A 20,557-nucleotide genomic window follows, 5' to 3' on the forward strand; every position below is an offset into this window, starting at 1 on the left:
ATGTTTATTCGATTTCCGTTAAGGGGTTCTTTTACGAAGATAGAGGTCTTTCCAAAAACTATTCCGCTTTTCTATCCACAATAACCGTCAAATACCCTAATCCGATTGCTTTAAACTGGAGAGAAGTGTTCGTGACACGCCACTGTGCCGAAATACTCACTCTTCCTCCCCTGGAAACGATATCGCCTGTTGCGGATAGAAATGGGTAAAGCATAATCTGAGAATTACCCACCCATTCTAGTTCGCTCAAAACAGTTCCCCCGTCTTGGACAAGCCGAATGGAGATTAACCCGCCGACAGGAGGCGGTCCCAAAAGTTTGATCATTGGAAGAGTTAACGTAACGTTAAACGCTTCGAATACTTCCGCTCCTTTGAAAACTAACGGAGTAAGTTGCGGAATGTCAGCCCACTGCGTGGGAAGCACCGTATTTAAATCTGCCGATTTATAATGTATTGCCATTTTTGTCCTCACATAATATCGGAAACGGAACCTAAAAACGCCGCTTAATATAGCGGAGTTAAATTGGACTGTCAATCCGTAGAACTACGTAGCTCGATTCCCCCAGATTCGTACTTCTACTAACGGTTTGAAAAGAATTTCAGTTATTTTTATCCAAATCAATTCCGGTTAAGAGGAAGTTTATCTATTTAATGAATATATAAAGTATTTACGGTCTCCTTTCGACACCGTAAACAAACCTTTCTTTCCGAAACGGATTTCCCCGTTCATTTAAACCTATAGATTAAAAACATTACGACTATATTCGATTTAGATGTTGCGAACGGCGGCATTGATCCGGCAATGATAAGCGACATATCGGCGGCGTTTTTGAGGACCTCCTCCCTAATTTATTTCTAATTTTCCCGCGAAAATCTCTTGAAAAGAGCAGAATAACTATATATATGTTTACTTATGATAAATATAGTTTATTCGAAAGGAAATTGTTGGATCCCCGTGCTAAAATCGACTCTTTATGCAGGATATCCTGCAGACGGTTCGGAGGAGCAAGGCAGTAAACTCGATTTATTGAGTTTTTCCGAATCGGATATCGGAAGAAAAATCTTCGTAACAGTAAAAGGGGATGCTTGGATAGGCCTTGGAATTCGAGATAAGGACAGATTATTGATCGATCGGTATAAAGAAGCAAAGGACGGTTCCATTGTCATAGTATACGGCAAAGGAGAGTATCTTCTTAGGGCCGTATCGAAGATTCTAGATCAGGTCTTTATAAACGAACCGGGAGAAGATTCCTCCTACACCTCTTTAGAGCTAAGCGGATTCAGGATTTTGGGAGTCGTTACGGGAGTAATTCATTGGGTATGAGTTTGCAGTCTAATGCGATTACGGGCGTCGATCCGTTAAACAGTATTCTTTTTCAGAATTTTCTTCCAAAGCGGGAAGTTAAGGGAGGAATTCCTCTCCATTCGCATTTCTAGGCGGCGTCGGGCTAGTTGCGACTGCTCAGAATGTATATTCGATTCAATAGACCTTCTTCAATCGGTAAGCCGACGAGGGAGCCGGATCTCCATCTGTCCCTTAATGCATATTGGTGAATTATTCCGATTTTCCGTTCGCATCGTTAGAATTGCAAATCTTCGTTCGATTTAGCGTTGAATTTCAATTAATATAGATGAAATTATTTGGTTGACCTTAATGTCTCTATCGAACCCCCTTTTCACATAACATTTATTAAAAATGTCGTTCAAGATCGCAATAAGTCGATTCGTGACTTGAAATACCTTTTTTTGGAAATTCGAATTTTAGAATTAATTTTTTCGGGATATTCCGGGAGTTAATATTGGCGCTCTTAACCTTTTTTCTTTTAACGATATCCGCCTTCTACTTTTATAAATGGTCGGAAAGAAATTACCTGAGTTTGGCGTTTTCACTCATGACATTTTCGATGGGACTCTGGTCCGGGCTATTGGTTCTCAGTGAAATACCGTTTCCTCTGTCGGTGCGGATCCTACTCGTGAACTTGATCCCGATACCTCCGCTGTTTATTCCGATTTTATTGACCTACGTAATTTTCAACTATACCAAACCCTATGCATTGGTATTCCCTCCTACGTTGTTGATGTTGATTCACGTGATAGCGATTCTATTTTTTTCCTGGTTGGCGTTAGAAGGATCGGTTAGTCCATTTCGGATGATCGGAACGGAAAGAGTTTTCGATCCGGGATCGTTTTATTATCCGTCATGCGCGTATATTTATGCATCCATACTGATTTGCGCCGGAGTTTTACTACGAAATATCTTTATAGGCGATTATTTCGTAAGGCTTCATTCCATTTATTTATTTACCGGAGTGGTTTTGGGGGGAGTCGTCTCCTCCATTTTCGTCGTTTTCTTGCCTCTGCTCGGCATATCCTTGACTTCAATGGCCGTCCTAGGCGTTATCGTTTTTCTTTGGTTCGCCTGGATACCGGTGACCAAGTACCGATTATTTAATATCGAATTGACGGATTTTAAGCATGATTTTCGAAATCCGCGTTTATCCTCCGCGTTTATCCTCCGCGATCATTTCCGTCAATCGGTTCCTATTGAATAAAATGGATCCGAAAGCATTCAAAGAGATTTGCGATCAATTTGAAAGAAAGAGGCAGGAGGAAATATTCGCGTTACAGTCCGAAATGCTGATCGAATCCGTTTACACGAAGAAGGGCGGTATTGCCGCTCACGTTAGAGCATATTCAAAAAAAGTAATCGATATCTTTTTCCGTTGAATTCGAAACCTTCGAATTTTTAAAATTGTCCGGTGATTCTTCGTTGATAATCCCGGTATAATATTTTAGTCTTTTACAATGCTCGATTTGCCGACGGATATCGCCTTTTTGAAGACTGTCTCTGTAGCGCAGCTATGCTTTCTCATTCTGAATTTTCTGCTTAGACTTAAGGGATCCCTTCAGGGAGTTTTAGGGAGCTTGTTCTGCGTTAGTTTAATCGCTTATTTTATCTGTCCTCTCTTGGATAACGGCGGATTGAATCCGATCCTATTCTATGCGATTCACATCGGTTGTTTTTCGGTAACGACTTTTTTCTACCTATTCGTTTCGAGTATGTTCTCGGATGCCTTTCGCTTAAACCTTTGGCATGGAGCACTCTTTATTTTTATTAATTCGCTTTGTTTTTATATTTTCATAGTTTTGGACATCGAGAACGACCCTTCTCCGATTTCCAAAATACTTTTCAGTCTACCTCAACTTTTCTATCTTGGGATCGTTCTATTCACGTTAGGACGGGTTTTGAAGGATAAAAATATAGATTTAATGGAATCAAGACGGGAATTCAGGGTGATCTTCGTTTGGATCACGGGAATATATTGTATCTTTGTAATACTCATGGAGGTTATCACCAAAAACCTAAGTTATTCGGCGGTTTGCGATTTTGTGAATTCCTTTTTTATCACCCTGCTTATTTTCTTTTTTTCTTATAAACTATTTGATTTTAGGGAGAATATCTTTCTTATATCTAAAAACCAGTGGCTCGAAGAAGGGATCGATGAAAATCTTCTGGAAAAGTTGATTCTTTTAATGGACAGGGAGCGAATCTTTCTGCAGGAAAATCTGACTATTGCGAACCTTTCGCGAAAGCTGAACACTCACGAAAAGAAGGTTAGAAAACTGATCAACAAAGGATTAGGCTACAGAAATTTCAACGAATTCCTAAACCACTATAGAATTCGGGAAGCGGCAAAGATTCTAGTCGATCCTGCTAAACAGGACGCTCAGGTTTTAAGAATCGCCATGGACCTGGGCTACGGATCACTTGCGCCTTTCAATCGCGCGTTTAAAGAAATGATGGGAGTCACTCCCTCCGATTTTAGAAGACGTAAAATGACGGAAAAAGTCTGATCGAGTCCTGATTTAGTCGCTCGAGGGGAAAGTTCCTTATCTCCGTGTCGAAGCATTTTTCGGCCTATGATTTTCGGGTCGAATCGGAGTTTCCTGTAAATATATTTACAAATTAGTTCGTTTTGGATTAAAATGCTTTTCGTTTATTTGCGACTCCGTTCCTTAATTTTTACGCCATATGCTTTTTAAAAAAATAGCGATTATTTACGAGGATAGGGACTATCTGACAAAACAGAAAGCGCTGCATATATTTATACTCAACGTTTTCACTTTGATCTTAAGTACGTTGGCCAGTATTCTTTACATAAGTAAGGGAGTTCGTCCGGGTTATATAATTATCATTTTATCTTCGATCGTTTCGATCTTTTTGATTTTTACCAAACGATTCGATTTAGCGGTAAATGTGAATTTAATCGCCGGCCTTTTTTCCGTAACTGCGGGTTGGTTTTTCGGAGCTAAGGACGGAAATTTTATCTTCTCCATTTCTACCTTAATCATAGTATTTTTATATTTATCGAATATTAGAAATACTATATTAGTTTCGATATACTGCTTGGGTCTTTTGATTTTTAAAGGTTGGGTGTCGGGGAATACGGATAAAGCCGGTATCATATACTATTCCGACACCATAGTAATGTATTCTTTGTTCGCTCTCATCTCGATTTTGACCGTTCGAGTCATCAAGGTATATTCCGATGAAAAAGATATTCTAATCAAGGAAATTCACCATAGGGTTAGAAATAACCTGCAAATACTTTCCGGTTTAATAGAGGTTCAAAAAACCGAATTTGGTCCGGAACTGGTACATCATTGTACGGAAATCCAAAACAGAATTTTTGCGATCTCGAAAGTGCATAACTACGTATATAAGTCGGGAAGTTATCTTAAAGTGGACTGCAAGGTGGTTTTTCGGGAAATCATTTCCAATCTTATATCCGTATTTTTCTCGGATATGCCTCCTCCTAGCGTCGAAGAGAAAATTGAAAACATTAATTTATCGGTGGAAGACGCGATTCCTCTTGCCTTAATTTTAAACGAGATACTATTGAATTTCTTTCAGCCTCACACAGATTCCATTATTTCTTCGACTATCGTCGTCGAATTGGCGGAGTCGGACCATGCGTATCGTTTGCGTATTTACGATTCCATAATAAGAAATCCGGAAACTTGGGAGATTCATAATAGGATCGGGCATACTTTGATCCAATTATTTGTTCGCCAGTTGAAGGGAAATTTAAAGACGGATATCAGTGAAGAAGGCACTTCCGTTCAACTTGATTTTTTTCGAAATGCGCGGTAACCTTCGAGACAATCGATGAGAAATCCGATAAAAACCGATCGAAGTTTGATATCGACGATTCGATTGAGCGATCTTTATCGGGATTCTAGTATTCCGTTCCTACAAGTTAGTCGACTACAAAATCTACCGTCCGATTTCGCCGAATATTTCAGCGGACATCGACATGATTACTTTGCGGTGTTCTTTTTTTTAAAAGGGGAGGGCAATCATAAGATCGATTTTGTGAATCATGAGATCGAGGATAATTCGCTTTTCTTCATACGTCCGGGCCAGGTTCATTCCTGGAGGTTTGATTCTCCGGTTATCGGATACGCTTTAAAATTCGCACCCGAGTTCTACGCTAGAAATTCGGCGGCGCGCTCCTCGATTTTCGGCTTCCCTTTTTTCAAATCGGGAAGTTCCCGTTCAAAGCTGGGAATCCGGGAATCCCAGGCGTTAGCTCGAGATTTCGATCGTTTACTCGCAGAACGAGAAAACGAATCGGAAGAAGGAATTCTATTTGCTCTGACTCAACTTATTTTGTTGGAGATCAAACGGGAATACGAGTTCGGATGCGAGGTTTCCGATATCACCGACGAACTTATTTCCGAGTTCGAGCAAATTCTGGAAGGGAATTTTATTCGGGAAAGATCGACCGTGTTTTACGCGAGAAGGCTTGGCGTATCAGCCTCTGCTTTAAATTCGGCTTGTAAAAAAAGACTCGGTCTTAATGCAAAATCGGTAATCAACGACAGGATCCTATTAGAGATCAAGCGTTTGTTGGTTCATTCACCCAATAGCATAACGGCGATTTCCCGGGAAGTTAATTTTTCTGACAACGCTTACTTGAGCCGTTTCTTTCGTGCCCAAACGGGAGTCTCTCCGGAACGATACAGGGAAGAAAATCGAAAAGTGCAATAACTTTCGCATTTCGTCCATTTACTTTCACTATCGATTTGCGTACTATCCTTCCTATTCGGCGAAGGATTTTTGGTCGCCGTATTTAGGAGATAAGAATGCTCGAGATACTTTTAGCTACGGAAACGAATTTTGCTATAACGCTTCTTCGGATCATATTAGGAGCCGTAATGCTGCCTCACGGTCTTCAAAAACTGTTCGGTTGGATGGGCGGTTTCGGATTTACTTCAACGATTCATTTTTTTGCGTCGGTAGGAATTCCCTCTCTTATCGGATTTTTGATCATAGTTGCGGAATCATTCGGAGCCTTGGCTTTAATACTCGGGTTCTGCACTAGATTATCCGCGTTGGGTATCGGGATCGTAATGATCGGGGCCGCGTTCTTCCAAAGGAAAAACGGTTTTTTTATGAACTGGTTCGGAAATCAAACGGGTGAAGGATTCGAGTACCATGTCTTAGCTATCGGGATCGCAATTGCGTTGCTGATTTTAGGCGGCGGGGCGGCCTCAGTGGACCGCATCCTTCAGGATCGATTGAAGTAACGCGATTGAAATCGATTCGAAAACTTTCGAACCTATGTGTTTAAGAGAGATTACGAATTTGGAAACTATCGAATCGGTTGCCGAAAGTTTATTACTAGAGGGTAAACTTTTAATGCGAAGTACATTCGATTCCAAACGCTTCGACTTATATCTTTCCGGCTAGTTTTTGTTGGAAGAAATTAAAAATTATCCGGAGGCGAGGAACTTTTTGAAAAAGAGTTGCCTGCTTAAAGATTACTCAAAAAGTAGAAAGCGTGAGATCTGTCCGGTTCAAGCAATCGCTTATTTCTGTTCTGATGGCGCTTATCGCTCTGCCAATGGAACAAGATGGATCGATAGATTTATCCGCCCTTGGATTCGATCGTGCCGAATCTTCCTATATTAGGGGGATAACGGCACCGGTTCATGCGAATGCCGCTCAGACAATCTCTAACGAGGACTCCAGGCATTTAGCCATTTCCTTTAGGAGTAGATACGACTTCATGGATTACTTCTGTGAAGTCGTTTCCGAATCGGAAAAATTCAAGGTTTTCTTTCCTTCGAGCAAAATATCGTTTACGACATACTATTATATTCGTCTTATTTCCGTTCTCTTACTCAATATCCCCCCTCCAATTCTTACCTAATTTGATCGAAAGCTAATATTCGACGGGTATAGATTTATTCCCGTGGCGAAGACTACGCTTCGTTTTGTTGTGGACGACGTATCTTTTCTGATGAAGCGCGAAAACCCGGCTGCTTGCATTCGGGGAGGACCTTTCATGAAAACGGATTCGAATCCGATTTCATGACCGGGCGAGTCGCGTCGAACCGATATAGTGCATTAAAAAAAATTCATATTCACGAGGGATCCGAACGTGATGCCTCTATTTTGAGATCGGAATAAAAAACCGATTTTTATCCGCTGCTTACTCTCAACGAACTAAGTAGCGAGGAGCTTTGATTATAGAATGAACATGCTTTTTAGAACTAGAGCGCGATTGATCCTATTTTTAGCAGGACTCGCGTTTTTGCTGACCTTCACGACACTTTTAATAAGGAAAACGAAAAACGTACCGAATTCGTTTCCTGAGAAGCCTAGCGTTTCTGCGGACGGATCGAAAATCGAATTCAAGAAGGGAAGTCCCGGTCTCGCAATGATCAAGATCGTAGAGATCGATAAAAACGGAAATTTCGTAAACATTCATGCCCCTGCAAGACTGATCGCTTCTACCGTAGCTTCCGTATCGGAGGGAGATCCTCTCGTGTTATTCGAGTCGCCCGAAATTCAGAAATTATATCAGGGATATCTTCATTCAAAGAATACCTTGAATCAATCGAGTAAGAATCTGGAACGAATCCGCGATATGTTTCGACGTAAAGTCGCAAACGAGAAGGATTTAATTGAAGCGGAAACGGAGGCTGAAAATGCCGCAGCGAAAGTCGCCGAATTAGAAGGAAAACTTCGAGCGTTGGGATTAAATCCTTCGATGCTAAACAAAGCAGGTTTGCATACCGCCTGGGTTATCAGCGACGTTCCGGAATCACAACTTCATAATTTGAAAAAGGGGACCGATGTCGAACTGAAATTTTCCTCGTTCCCGAATGAGGTTTGGCGGGGGAAGGCGGAGGCATTGGGAGATAATGTGGATCCGATTACGAGAACGGTTAAGGTGAGGATTACGATCGCCAACGCGGATCGAAAACTTAAGCCGGGAATGTACGCCACGGTGAAGTTTCCGGAAAGTTTAAATTCGGGTGCCATCCTACTTCCTGCGATCGCCGCAGTATCAGTGGAAGGAAAAACCTACGTATTCTTAGAGGGAAAGCCCGGAGAGTTTTTCCGCCGGGAAATTACCCTAGGAGTTTCCAACGAGGACGTAGTGAGCGTTCTTGACGGTTTGGAAAAGGGAGAGCGAGTCGTAGTCGACGGAGCGATTCTATTGAAAGGCTTGAGCTTCGGTTTTTGAAGATGATGGAAGAATATTTCGAACAGCTCGCCGCTTCGTCGTTTCATTTTAACGGATCACGGGTATCGGTCGCCGCGGGCGAAGGTTCCATGAGCCCGATCTATGGAACAGAAAATTCAGAATTTGTTAATTATATATACTTAATTAATAAATACATTTTGTCTATCGGTTTCGTATCGGATCTACTTCATTTGTTTCGGAAGATGGGCCGATCCGGGTTCCGTTCGGAAAAGTTCTCGGCCGCTTATTGCGAGGGTTGCCTTGGATGAAAATCATCAATAGTATTATAGAAACTGCATTAAAGAATAGGATATTCACCTTGGTGGCCGGAGCCGTCGCTTTATTGATCGGAATTTGGTCTTGGATAGATATTCGTAAGGAAGCTTATTCCGATATCGCCGATACGCAAGTCCGGGTAGTCGCTAAATTTCCGGGGAAGGCGACATTGGAAGTGGAAGAGCGGGTCACGATGCCTATCGAAAGAGTACTGCATTCCACTCCGAATGTGATCGTACGGCGTTCGAGGACGATTAACGGACTCGTCGTGTTTCAGTTCGTCTTCGAAGAAGGAACCGACGATTACTTTGCCAGGATGCGATTGATGGAAAAGGTTCGGGACGCCGTGATTCCGGACGAGGTTACGCCGACACTGGCCCCGATGAGTTCTCCCGTAGGGGAGGTATATCGATATGTCGTGGAATCGATGGGCGGTAATCACACTCCGATGGAGCTTAGGAGTATCCAGGACTGGATCGTGATTCCTAAGATGCTCCAAGTTTCCGGAATTGCGGACGTAGTGACTTTTGGGGGATTACCGAAGCAATTTCATATCGTGATGAACCCGGAAAGTTTGATTCGATATCAGGCCACGGTTGCCGATGTGATCGATGCCGTGCAAAGTAATAACTTGAATACCGGCGGAAATTTTCTTTTGCAAGGAGAGCAGTCGCTACCGATTCGATCTCTCGGTGCCATTCGGGAAATCAGTCAAATCGAGGATATCGTCGTCAAAAATCTAAACGGAGTCCCGGTTTTCGTAAAGAATATCGGAACCGTGGAAGTCGCCCCTCCTATTCCTAGCGGGGTTCTTGGATATACCATTCAAAACGATCAAGAAGGATTGATCGATGTCGATTCGGCGGTCCAAGGTTTGGTCGCGATGCGTCGTTGGGTGGAGCCGAATGCTTTCCTAGAAAGAGTTCGTGCGAAGGTGAAGGAAATTAACGAAAAATACATGCCCGCAGGGACGCGATTGCGTACGACCTACGATCGAGGAGATCTAGTTCAGTACACCTTGCGCACGGTAGGCACCACGTTGTTGGAAGGAATTGCCGTCGTTAGCTTGGTCGTTATCTTCTTTGTAGGAAGCATTCGCGCCTCCTTCGTCGTCGTGGCCACAATTCCGTTCGCTCTCTTATTTTCGTTTACGATGATGAATTCTTCCGGAATCTCCGCGAGTCTTCTCTCGCTGGGTGCCGTCGATTTCGGCATCGTCGTGGATAGCGCGGTAGTGATGGTGGAGAATATCATGAGGCGTTATAAGAACGCCACGTTACAGGAAAAGCAAAAAGGAATCATTCGATTTACTTTGGAATGCGCCTCCGAAGTCGGAACTGAAATTCTTTTTGCGATTCTGATCATCATCCTGGCATACCTTCCCATATTTTCATTCGAACGAATCGAAGGTCGCCTTTTTAAGCCGATGGCCTTCACATTATCCTTTGCGATTTTCGGAGCCTTGCTCTTTACGATGACCATCGTTCCGGTCTTAATGTCCTTCTTCTATCGGAGGTATTTCGAGTCTTCGAATCCGGGCCCGATCGAATGGCATAATCCGATTTATCATTGGATTGAAACTCAATATGAAAGAATCGTTCATTATCTGGTCGATCGATCCAGGCGAGTCGTCGCCATAGCATTCTCCGCCGTAACAGGACTTCTAGTAGTCGGATTCATGTCTCTTGGAACGGAGTTCCTCCCTTCGTTGGACGAAGGCGGCTTTACTCTTCGACTCTATTTTCCTGTAGGGATCTCCTTACCGGAAGCGAAGAAGTTCATTCCGAAAGTCAGAAAAATCATTTATAAAAACGAAATGGTGGACACCATCCTATCCCAGTACGGTAGGAACGACGATGGAACGGATCCGCTACCTCCGAACCGGTTGGAAGTTTATATCGGATTAAAAGATTATAAAGCTTGGAGAGAGAAGATCACGAAAGAGGAACTCTTACTTCGCTTACGAAACGATCTTGAAGAAGGACTACCCGGAGTAAGAGTCAGCTTTTCGCAACCGATCATGGACAATCTTTCCGAAGCCATCATGGGGACGATCGCCGACTTGGCGGTATTCGTTTCCGGGCAGGACATGAAAGTGATGCGGAACCTATCGGAACAGATTTTAACGATCGTTTCCGAAATGAAGGGCGCAAGCGAGTACGGAATAGAGCAGGAAGGACCCGCGCCGCAGCTCGTGATTCGAATTCGGAGGGATGTCGCCGCTCGGTACGGCATCAACGTAAGCGATATTCAGCAAGTGATAGAGGCTGCCGTCGGGATGGAGCCGATCAGCGATCTGTACGAAGGCCCGATGGATGATCCGCCTAAAGAAAGAGCCCTTTACGGGATTGTCGTTCGATTCGCCAAGGATTATCGGGAATCGGCCAGGGAAATAGCGAGAATTCCCATCATCTCCCCTAGAGGAGAAAGAATTCCGCTTTCGGAGCTCGCAGACATTACTCAAGAAGATTCGCCTACCATGATTTTCCGTCAGGACGGTAAGCGAACGATTACGGTTCGATTGAATGTGAGAGGACGGGATCAGGGAGGTTTTGTTTCCGAACTTCAAAAAAGGGTAAAGAAAGAAGTTCATTTTCCTGACGGTTATGAGGTGAAGTACGGCGGTCAGTACGAGAACTTGGCAAGGGTCGGGAAGCAGCTCGCAATCGTAATTCCTTTAACGATAGGGATTATTTTCGGATTATTGTATCTGCTTTATCGGGATCTTAGGTCGGTGTTCGTTGCGCTTTCCTGTATTCCTCTCTCCCTTATCGGAGGAATCTATGCTCTATTAGCGAGGGGATATTACTTTAACGTGTCCGCTGGAGTTGGCTTTATCTCCCTTTTCGGAATCGCTACGATGGCGGGAATTCTATTCGTGTCCAAGGCCAATCATTACTTACACGAAAAAATACCGGGTGCGCCAAAAATGAACGTCCGTGAAGCTTCGGTGGCCTCGGCGGTCAGCCAACTTCGACCTCGTTTAATGACTATGTTGCTGGCATTGCTAGGCTTAATTCCCGCAACGATGGCAACCGGAGTAGGTTCGGATGTTCAAAGACCCTTGGCTACGGTGATGGTAGGCGGATTGACCTCGGCGTTGCTTCTGGTGTTAACCGTCATGCCGAGTTTGTATATCCTGATCATGGAAAAAAGGGAAGAAAAGAATCAAACTCCTGAATCGAATTCGCTCGTTCTTCATCCGTCATCCTACGCTGTTGAAAGCGATAATGAGGATGAAGAAAAGCCGAAACATAAGCCAAAGACAGGCAAAGATTCTAAACAAACTCGAAGGAAGGATCGGGCAAGACATTAGGAATTGCTTAATTTTCAAGGATAGACGTCGATCGGCGAGAGTCCGATCGGACGTAAGCAAGACGACATTTCCGAATTTGTGGATTACCTCGAATCGAGTCGCATGAAAGTTACCCGGCGGGCAACCGGGTACTTGAGGCTATCGATAGGTCCTATCTTTTTTCATCAATGGAAGGATCAATCAGGTCACTTTAGCCTTGGCAATAAAGCGGGCAAAAAGAGTCGGAAAAAATTTGTGCAACCAAACTCCGAAATTTTCCCGCGGACCTGCTATGATGACTTCCAGTTTTTCTTCGGCAATCGCACTCAGGATACGTCTTGCACATTCGTTAGGATCGATTCCGTTCGAAATCACCTGGTCCATTTTACCTTGTTTCTTCCCGTCTCCCTTCAGAGCGTTATTTGAAATCTGCGTTTTGACGAACCCGGGATAGACTAACGTGATTTTGATTTTTTCATCGGTATTTTCCGCCCTCAAAGCCTCAAAAAAACCGGTCAACGCGGCTTTCGTGGCGGAGTAGCCTGTTCTTAACGGAACCCCGAATAATCCGGCCACGCTTGAAATCGAAGAGATCCAGCCGGTACGACGTTCTCGCATAAACGGTAGTACCGCAAGTGTCAGCGCGATATTACCGAAATAGTTTACATTCATCAAAGACTCGTAGGTTTTGACCGAAGTTTCATGAGCAAAAGATCGCTGGCTGATTCCTCCGTTATTGATCAAGACGTCGATTTGGCCGAATTTCCGGATTACTTTTTCCGGAAGTTTATTTAAAGTATTATAATTTTCTAAATCTAATGGAAGGATTAGGCAATTCGAGTCTGTCAAATCGTTTTCCGCCTTGACCCTTTTCAGTTCCTTTTCTCTACGGGCTGAAAGGACGATCTTTGCTCCTTGGGAGGAAAGTTCCTGAACGATCGCTTCCCCGATGCCGGAAGATGCACCGGTGATCCAAACCACCTTATTTTTATAGAAAGAGTTCATTTCTTCTCCTTTGAAACGGGCACTTAATTTTCGTTACTCGAGCCCGAATAATCCGGAATCGCTCGACGGTCGACGAGGGTTCCGGTTTGTTAAGAGCATACTTATCCGGATTTTTTCATGAGCCGGGAGACCAACTCGCCCGTACCTTCGTCGGCGGAAATTCCATAGCCGTCCACAAGAATTCCTTTATGCGGAGATTCGGAGGATGAAATCGCATAGAGGATGGCCTCGTCCGCAGGATCGGTACTACCTTCAAATCGATAGAATTTATCCACTTTGAAATTTTGAGGAGAAGTATAGATTTCGCTGTCTTTCCGGTGCATATTCCATAAAAGGTTAAAGTCTTCGGAGTAACCTTCCGCTTTTAGACCGGAGATTGCGTCGGAGATAGTTTCGTAAGAATGCATGAGACCTCCTTTCCGATAAGAATTCCTTTTTCCGAGATGCATTGCCTCGAGGAAGAAGGAATTTACGACAAAAAGTACCGCAATTTTAGCAGAATGAATCCTGTAGTTCAACCGAAAAGACTAGTTCTTCGAAGATTTATCGAAATTCGTCTTCTTGCTCTCGATAAGCTGTCGCTTATACCTGAATGTTCACCGTCGTAGAACACCCCTTAAACGGCTCCTCTTCCTTTTTGGCTTGTTAAATAAACGTATTTTCGAGCGCGCATCACGTCTCCCAACGGGCGGTGTTCCAGCAGCGCTTCCCACGGATCGAAAACGGCTTCTTCCACTTTCGCTTGGAATGCCATCGCCTCTTGACTGCCCAATTCCTGCCGGGGAATCGTTAGTCGAGCAACGGTTATATAAGGTGATTCCGATTCGACCCAATTCTTGGACGCGTCCTCAATCGGAGTAGTCGTCTCATCCGTGAAGAATTGGACTTGAAAAGAATAAACGAGCGATTCTTGCGTTAGGCGCGTCTTCATGTCGAGACCCCAATGATTTAAAGCGTCTTTAGACGGTATTTGATTTTCGGGCGGTAGAAGACGAACGCGCACCGCATACGGACCCCATGAAATCGGAGCGGCGCTGTAGAATCGTTCGGTGGCGAATCCGCTAAACGGTTTATTAAACGTAGCTGCCGCTTTGCGAATTCTGGAGATCGCTCCTAAAAACCCGTATGTCGTAAAAAGATATTTTAGAAGTGCGCCGCCGCCCTTTGCCACTGCCGTTACTAAGCCGACAAATTCGTCGCTTTTCGGCGATGAGAACGTTTCTAAATTAATGAATAAAAAATCCTGGGCCGTCGCATTCCCGTTTCCTAATGCTCCAGGCGAATTGAGGCCCAGTATCTTAATCGCAAAACCGCGGATATCGCCTTTAGAGTCGGGTTGAATTTTCATACTTCCGCTGGAAAGCCGAATCAACGATTCATAGATTCCGGATTTAGCGAAAAGCCCCTGCTTTGCGTGCTCGGGCAAATCCGGGAGAACTTCCAATTTGGCCTTCATCCCCAATAGTTGCTTGCGATGTAGAGTCCTGCCTTTTCCGAACAGTTTTGAATTTTCCTGTTGTATAGCCTCGAATTGTTTCGCATATCCCGTAAATCGGGTTTCCTCATCCGCCGCGATATCCTCTTTCCAATTCACACTTGCAGGTTTCATCGATTTTCTCCCGGACAAACTTGTCTATGAGGACCTAAGTCGTAAGTCACTATAGAACGGTCAACATATGAAGAAAACAAAATATTTTCGGACGATTTTTACACTCTTTCGGAACTGGAAAGGGAACGAATTCGTTCCGCGTAAAACGATTATAGGAAAAAAGTCGTCGAAATGTCCGGTATCACGACCGGCAAAGGAAGAATTTTAAAGAATATTAAAATGTAATTCCGTACATGTCCGCATTAAGGTTCCGAATATTTCTCGGCCATATCGATTCGTTCCAACGTAGTCGGATGAGAGTGGTTGTAAATCACCTCCCATCTATTCGGATTGAGTCGTGATTTATTATCCTTCGCTAATTTTCGCTCCGCGCTAATAAAGGCTTTCTTATCGTTGGTGAGAATTAAGGCTTCCATGTCCGCTTCCGCTTCCTGAGCCCTGCTAAACTTGCTCCAGGCCGGCTTGGTAATCGTACCGATCAAGGATAATATCAAAAAGAGAAACGGAAGAGTGGACGGAGAATAAAACTCCTTCAAGGGAATTTTATTCTCCCGCTTCACTTTCAAAAATATAAAACCGATGATAAAGCAAAGCGCTAACGTTTCCAAAGTACCGACGGCGATATCCTTAATTTGATGATTATGAGTCCAATGTCCGATCTCATGCCCCAAGATACTGATCACTTCCTCTTCGGAATGATTCTTGATGAGAGTATCGTATAAGAAAATTTTGCGATTGGATCCCCAACCGGTAAAATATGCGTTCGTATGTCCGGAATACTTGCTTTCATTGATCACATAAACTTCCGAGACTTCTATCTTTGCACGGTCGCATAACGTTACGATTTTATGCTTTAAACTTCCTTCTTCGATCGGATGATATTCGTAGAAGATAGGCGTGATTAAAATCGGAAATAAAACGGAGAATAATAGCCCTAAAATAAGAGCACCCAACGGTATGAGATATTTCCAGATATTTTGGAACTTTTTCAGAATGTACGCGGCTCCTAATCCGATCAGCGTCGTGATTACGATCCCGACTGCGAAGGATTTACCGGTAAAGATAATCCAATCGGAAATCGCCATCGCGGAAAATCCGAATTCGTGCTCCAATACGTATCCGAAATAAAAGTTAAACGGTAATTCGACTAAGAACTTCGCAAAACTCAAAATCGGTAAAAATAACGCTACCGAGAGATAGAATCGATCGTTGGTTTTTCTCAGTAAATAGTTTTCTAGTTTGACCGAGAGTGGAGTGAATACGATTATCCCGGCCAATAGAAAATCGAGCAAATCGGAGGCGAGCGATGCGAAGAAACCTCTCCGTTCATATTCGATTCCGTTTTGAATATCTTCTTCCGTAAAATATTTTAAAATACTTTCATGTATTCCCGGCGAAGTGTCTCCCATATAAGAAAGATATCTCAAAAGGATGGTGAAGGCCAATTGAGCAAAATACAGAATTAATATAACATTTCGAATCGACATATTCCAGTCCTAATTCCTTGGTGCGAAATAAGACTGTTAGATGGTATATACGGGTCAACAAGAATTATGTTCGACTCTTGACGGCGACTCAAGGCTTACAAAAACGTGCTACTGCAAATCAATGCGTAAACGAAGAGATTCGATTTTTCTAGTTTCAGAAGGAAAAGTTTGAACGAAACGGAGTCGAAAATCCAATCTCTTCGATCGGGAATATTAGCGCCGAACGTTATGGGACGAATGGCCGGCGAGTAAAAAGATTCGATTCTTCCCTTCCCATTGGCTGGGCTCATGCCCGTAAATCACTTTTATCCTCGGAAATGCCTTAGAAAAAGAATTCAATTTTCGTAATGCAGCTATGCTTTCTTTACGGTTTACGGTAGCGCCGGGAGGAATCGTTTTTTCAAAACCCGCTTTTAAATGAGATGCGTCGAATGTGAAGAGCAAGGGTTGATTCGGAGTATTTAAAAGTACGGCTAATTCTCCCTTGGTATGCCCGAATGCGGGAATTATCCAAACCGAACCGTCTCCGAATAGGTCCAGAACCTTTCCTAAAATCGGCATTTCGTAATAGTTTTGCCCGGGTAGAACGGAGCCTTCAAAATCGATCGATAGAGCCTTCGGAGCATATCCGTGAAAAATTGCGAAGGCTTTACTCGCGTCGTCGGCCTCCTCCTTTGATAAGAGAATTCGAATCGGCCCTCTTTTTCGAAGCGATTCCATTCCTCCGATATGATCCCAGTGCAGATGAGAGACGATTACGAAAAGAATATCTTCGTTGGGAATATCCATCTTCGTTAAGATGTTACCGATGTCCGATCCTTTTTCGGATTTGCAGGGAATCGTATAGAATGAACCGATTAGGCTAAAATCGCATCTGCCTTCCTCGTTTACTGCGGGAACTCCGGAATCCATTAGGAATTTTCCGAACTTAGGATGTTGCACTAGGTAACTGAGCGACGGAACCCATCGTTCCTTTTTTTCCGATGCCGGGGTGCTAGGATCCTCCGCGTCGATTAGAATGGACGGCCCCGTTAAAACATTGCCGGTATGGATTGCGGTCACATTCAATTTAGTCGGACTCGAAAAAACTTCTTTCCAATCGAAAAAACGATTATTTGTTTCCTCTAACTTTTGCCAATTTCGAAAATCCTTACGTAAAGGCGGACCTAGGAAACATCCTCCGACTATCAAAGCGCTGCAGAACAACGGAATTCCTATCTTCATCCCTCGTACAAATCTACTTAACATCATTACCTCCGGGATCGTCGCCGTATCGGGATTCGATCCATTGATTCGAAGAATAAGTGAAGGCGTTCAATTGTGCTGGAACTTTTGTTCCAGTTCCGGATTTATTCTTAGAAAAGAGGAAGTAACTCCGTGGATGTTTCTGAAAAAGTTTTAAAAGCGATTCAGCTGAGTATTTTTTCGAGGATTAGAAAAGAGTCGTACGAACCGCTGTTTAAAGAAGGCAGGATCGTAAAATTTTCCGCCGGAGAAGTCGTACACCAAGCTTTCGAAGAGGCTACGTATGCCGGGCTGGTTCTTTCGGGGTTTTTTAGATTATATCTTTCGTCTTCTTCGGGCAGGCAGGCTACGGTTCGTTATGCGAGAACCGGAGAGGTGATGGGTTTAGTCGGGGCGATTGCCAACCGGGGAACTATAAAAGAATCGGATGATACTTATGTGCAAGCGTTAAGCGACTCCGAAGTATTCGCAATTTCGTTTCGCGATCTTAGGGAATACGGAAGACGCTCTCCCGAACTCTCTTGGATATTCGCCGAAGAATGCGCTTCGAGAGTCTACTCCGTACTTCGTGAACTGTACGGCCTAGCCTTTACTAGCGTAAAAGAACGATTGGCACGTCATCTACTCTTGACAGCAGTCAGTCGATCGGAACATCCATTTTTATCGGTCAAGATGTCGCAACAGGACTTAGCGGATTCTATCGGAACCGTACGCGAAGTCATAGTACGTGAGTTACGCGCCTTGAAGACCGCAGGTCTGATTTCTTCGACAGGAAGCAAAATCGAGATTTTAAACCCGGAAGCATTACTGGAACTTTTCGAAAAAGCCGATTAAGATTCCGTTATAGGATTATCCTAGATTGGATGACCTTTTCGGCGGTTGGATCGCATTATAGAATTTGGAAGCTAAAACCTAACGGAGGAACTATGATTTTTACATCTTTCGGCTTAGTCGAACTTACCCGAAAATCGGTTGATTTTCCTCCTTTCTTCTTTAAAAATTAATCGATGTGCGATTCGTATAGTATCAATATATCAGCCGATCGAATCATTTCGGAACTTGAAATCAGCGCCGAGCAGGAGACGATCGCAGAAAAATATAGACTGAATCGAAACATAGAACCTGGAGATATCGCTCCGGTTTTAATTTCAAAAGGGGAAGATCGCATTCTCCGAAATTATAAATGGGGGATCTGGAATAGTAAGAGTCAAAAATACGAAATGATCGCTCGAGTTGAAAGTATTAAGACATCTCCGCTGTGGAAGGATGCGATCAAGGATAAGGATTCTCGCTGCATTATTCCGGCCAGCTCCTTTTTCGAGTGGAAGGTGATCTCCGAGGAAGAGAGGGTCAATGTTGAAATTTTCCATAAGTCCGAGGAATTATTCGCATTTGCAGGGATACATTTGCATTACCATGAGAACGGTAAAGTAATACCCGGATTTGCAATTATTACCGTTCCGGCGTCCTTGGAAATGACTCCGGTAGGGGACCACCAACCCGGAACGATTGCGAAAGACGATTTCGACGCTTGGTTGGAAGGCAGTGCCGATCCGATTCCGTTGATTCGAAGCGAGCGGGGAATCACTTTCGAAATTAAGAGTAGAATCGGCTCCGATTCCTAACTCTTAAGATTAATTATATTTTTGTTATGTATCCGACTGAAAAGCCCCGGCGACCTGTCGACGGGAATACGAGTCGTTTTAGCTGTTCGTTTATCAAGGAAGAATCAATGATTTTAACGGAAACGGTCCGGAAAAAAGTTTCGGGTTCTACGAAGATCGATCCGGCTTATTGAAGTTTCCGCTGCTTCATTGCTTCGATTTTGACCGAAGCGATGTAAAGTAGAACAAAAATCGTGACGAAAGACGAAACGATAAAGACCACGGTCGCGCCGAACACGTACCATAGCAGTCCGGCAAACGAACTAGCAAGCAGGGCCGCGAGGCTATTGAGCCCGGCAAAAGTTCCGATTGCGGTAGCCGAATCGTCGGGACTCGTAATATTCGTAATTAACGCTTTCGTAATTCCTTCCGTAGAGGCGGCATAAATACCGTAGATGAAAAATAATAGATAGAAGAGTTCTTTTCCGTCCGCAAAGGCCATGCCGAAATAGACCATGCTGAACAAGCCCAGGCCGAGTAACAGAATCCGCTTTAATCCTATTTTGTCCGATAGCATTCCCATCGGAAAGGATGAGATAGCGTAGATTAGATTATAGAAAATATAAACGCCGATCACTTCCGAATCGGTAAACCCTTTGCTCTTAACCATCATCAATAAAAATACGTCGGAACTATTCACTAATGCGAAACCGAGTAGCGCGATCGACAAGCGTCGGTAGGCGAGGGGACTCTTCTTCCAATATTGCAAAAATGAGAAGAATCCCGTAGGCTTCACCGTCGGGGAAGTGGCGATCTTCTTTTTTTCTTTTAGAAGTCGGGAAATAATTACGGCGATCAGGCCCGGGATAATGGCCCAGTAAAAAAGCGACGCATAATCTTCCGGAAAAAAATGCAGATAGATAATAGCGCAGATAGGACCTATCACGGCGCCAAGAGTGTCCATCGATCGATGAAATCCGAAGACGGTTCCTTTCGTTTCGGGAGTCGCTTCGTCGGATAATAAGGCATCGCGGGCGCCGGTTCGTAATCCTTTACCGAATCGATCCAATGTTCTCGCGGAGAAGATCCAGACCGGAAATGTTAGCACGGCCATCATCGGTTTGGAAAGTGCGCTCAAGAAATATCCCCATTGCACGAAGGGGACTCTTCTGCCGCTTGAATCCGAAAGATTTCCGAAATATCCCTTGCTCAATCCCGCCGTTGCCTCGGCGAAACCCTCTAAGATTCCGATCAATAAAACGGAAAATCCTATGCTCTTTAAATATAATGGCAGTATCGGATATAGCATTTCGCTGGCAATATCCGTGAACAAACTGATGAACGACAGAACCCAGATAGATTTTGTAATCGTTTTCATAGTGATAAGGTATGCGTATCTTCATCCGTCGATTTCCTGAATGGGAACTCGCTTCGAATTGCTTTCCTTCTTAGGCTAAAAATTGCAGGAAGATTCAACTAAGAATGGATACTTC

Annotated in this window: 17 protein-coding genes and 1 pseudogene; 11 read left to right on the forward strand and 7 right to left on the reverse strand. The window is 43.8% G+C overall.

The window, feature by feature from the left end:
* Window positions 1–58 precede the first annotated feature (58 nt).
* A complete protein-coding gene (locus LEP1GSC047_RS14030) occupies window positions 59–460 on the reverse strand; it encodes a hypothetical protein (protein WP_010409373.1) in 402 nt (133 codons plus the stop codon).
* A 495-nt stretch (window positions 461–955) separates the two neighbouring features.
* Here LEP1GSC047_RS14030 and LEP1GSC047_RS14035 point away from each other — a divergent pair, with 495 nt between their 5' ends.
* The 9 genes and pseudogenes from LEP1GSC047_RS14035 (at window position 956) to LEP1GSC047_RS14080 (ending at window position 12,135) form a co-directional block, all read left to right on the forward strand.
* Window positions 956–1,324 (forward strand): LexA family protein, encoded by a 369-nt coding sequence (locus tag LEP1GSC047_RS14035; RefSeq protein ID WP_020988932.1) that lies wholly within the window; start codon window positions 956–958, stop codon window positions 1,322–1,324.
* A 475-nt stretch (window positions 1,325–1,799) separates the two neighbouring features.
* Window positions 1,800–2,727 (forward strand): annotated as a pseudogene (locus tag LEP1GSC047_RS14040) (histidine kinase N-terminal 7TM domain-containing protein).
* A 108-nt stretch (window positions 2,728–2,835) separates the two neighbouring features.
* Window positions 2,836–3,855, forward strand: a complete 1,020-nt coding sequence (locus tag LEP1GSC047_RS14045) for a helix-turn-helix domain-containing protein (RefSeq protein WP_238325586.1) — start codon at window positions 2,836–2,838, stop codon at window positions 3,853–3,855.
* 178 nt (window positions 3,856–4,033) lie between these two features.
* A complete protein-coding gene (locus LEP1GSC047_RS14050; protein WP_010409378.1) occupies window positions 4,034–5,155 on the forward strand; it encodes a sensor histidine kinase in 1,122 nt (373 codons plus the stop codon).
* Window positions 5,156–5,170: 15 nt separating this feature from the next.
* Complete coding sequence (locus LEP1GSC047_RS14055) at window positions 5,171–6,055, forward strand: AraC family transcriptional regulator (RefSeq protein WP_020988900.1); 885 nt, start codon at window positions 5,171–5,173, stop codon at window positions 6,053–6,055.
* A 95-nt stretch (window positions 6,056–6,150) separates the two neighbouring features.
* Window positions 6,151–6,594: a DoxX family protein gene (locus LEP1GSC047_RS14060; protein WP_010409380.1), complete on the forward strand. Its 444-nt coding sequence runs from the start codon at window positions 6,151–6,153 to the stop codon at window positions 6,592–6,594.
* Window positions 6,595–6,911: 317 nt separating this feature from the next.
* Complete coding sequence (locus tag LEP1GSC047_RS14065) at window positions 6,912–7,220, forward strand: hypothetical protein (RefSeq protein ID WP_238325587.1); 309 nt, start codon at window positions 6,912–6,914, stop codon at window positions 7,218–7,220.
* A 324-nt stretch (window positions 7,221–7,544) separates the two neighbouring features.
* A complete protein-coding gene (locus LEP1GSC047_RS14070) occupies window positions 7,545–8,543 on the forward strand; it encodes an efflux RND transporter periplasmic adaptor subunit (protein WP_020988924.1) in 999 nt (332 codons plus the stop codon).
* A 265-nt stretch (window positions 8,544–8,808) separates the two neighbouring features.
* Window positions 8,809–12,135, forward strand: coding sequence for an efflux RND transporter permease subunit (locus tag LEP1GSC047_RS14080; RefSeq protein WP_010409384.1), 3,327 nt, complete (start codon window positions 8,809–8,811; stop codon window positions 12,133–12,135).
* 180 nt (window positions 12,136–12,315) lie between these two features.
* Here LEP1GSC047_RS14080 and LEP1GSC047_RS14085 read toward each other — a convergent pair whose 3' ends face one another.
* The 5 genes from LEP1GSC047_RS14085 to LEP1GSC047_RS14110 form a co-directional block, all read right to left on the reverse strand.
* Window positions 12,316–13,119 (reverse strand): SDR family oxidoreductase, encoded by an 804-nt coding sequence (locus LEP1GSC047_RS14085; RefSeq protein WP_010409385.1) that lies wholly within the window; start codon window positions 13,117–13,119, stop codon window positions 12,316–12,318.
* A gap of 101 nt (window positions 13,120–13,220) precedes the next feature.
* Window positions 13,221–13,526 (reverse strand): hypothetical protein, encoded by a 306-nt coding sequence (locus LEP1GSC047_RS14090; protein ID WP_010409386.1) that lies wholly within the window; start codon window positions 13,524–13,526, stop codon window positions 13,221–13,223.
* A gap of 209 nt (window positions 13,527–13,735) precedes the next feature.
* Window positions 13,736–14,728, reverse strand: a complete 993-nt coding sequence (locus LEP1GSC047_RS14100) for a catalase family protein (RefSeq protein WP_010409388.1) — start codon at window positions 14,726–14,728, stop codon at window positions 13,736–13,738.
* 242 nt (window positions 14,729–14,970) lie between these two features.
* Window positions 14,971–16,215, reverse strand: coding sequence for a M48 family metallopeptidase (locus LEP1GSC047_RS14105; protein ID WP_010409389.1), 1,245 nt, complete (start codon window positions 16,213–16,215; stop codon window positions 14,971–14,973).
* 213 nt (window positions 16,216–16,428) lie between these two features.
* Complete coding sequence (locus LEP1GSC047_RS14110; RefSeq protein WP_238325588.1) at window positions 16,429–17,466, reverse strand: MBL fold metallo-hydrolase; 1,038 nt, start codon at window positions 17,464–17,466, stop codon at window positions 16,429–16,431.
* Between the two features lie 126 nt (window positions 17,467–17,592).
* Between LEP1GSC047_RS14110 and LEP1GSC047_RS14115 the strand changes: the two genes are divergently transcribed.
* Window positions 17,593–18,294, forward strand: coding sequence for a Crp/Fnr family transcriptional regulator (locus tag LEP1GSC047_RS14115; protein ID WP_010409392.1), 702 nt, complete (start codon window positions 17,593–17,595; stop codon window positions 18,292–18,294).
* Window positions 18,295–18,467: 173 nt separating this feature from the next.
* Window positions 18,468–19,085 (forward strand): SOS response-associated peptidase family protein, encoded by a 618-nt coding sequence (locus LEP1GSC047_RS14120; protein WP_010409393.1) that lies wholly within the window; start codon window positions 18,468–18,470, stop codon window positions 19,083–19,085.
* A gap of 166 nt (window positions 19,086–19,251) precedes the next feature.
* On the opposite strand, the gene LEP1GSC047_RS14125 is transcribed toward LEP1GSC047_RS14120, so the two are convergent.
* Window positions 19,252–20,442 carry an MFS transporter gene (locus LEP1GSC047_RS14125; protein WP_010409394.1) on the reverse strand — a complete coding sequence of 397 codons (1,191 nt, stop codon included), beginning with the start codon at window positions 20,440–20,442 and terminating at the stop codon, window positions 19,252–19,254.
* Window positions 20,443–20,557: the final 115 nt, after the last annotated feature.

Origin of the sequence: Leptospira inadai serovar Lyme str. 10 (assembly GCF_000243675.2) — a bacterium.
Lineage (GTDB): Bacteria > Spirochaetota > Leptospiria > Leptospirales > Leptospiraceae > Leptospira_B > Leptospira_B inadai.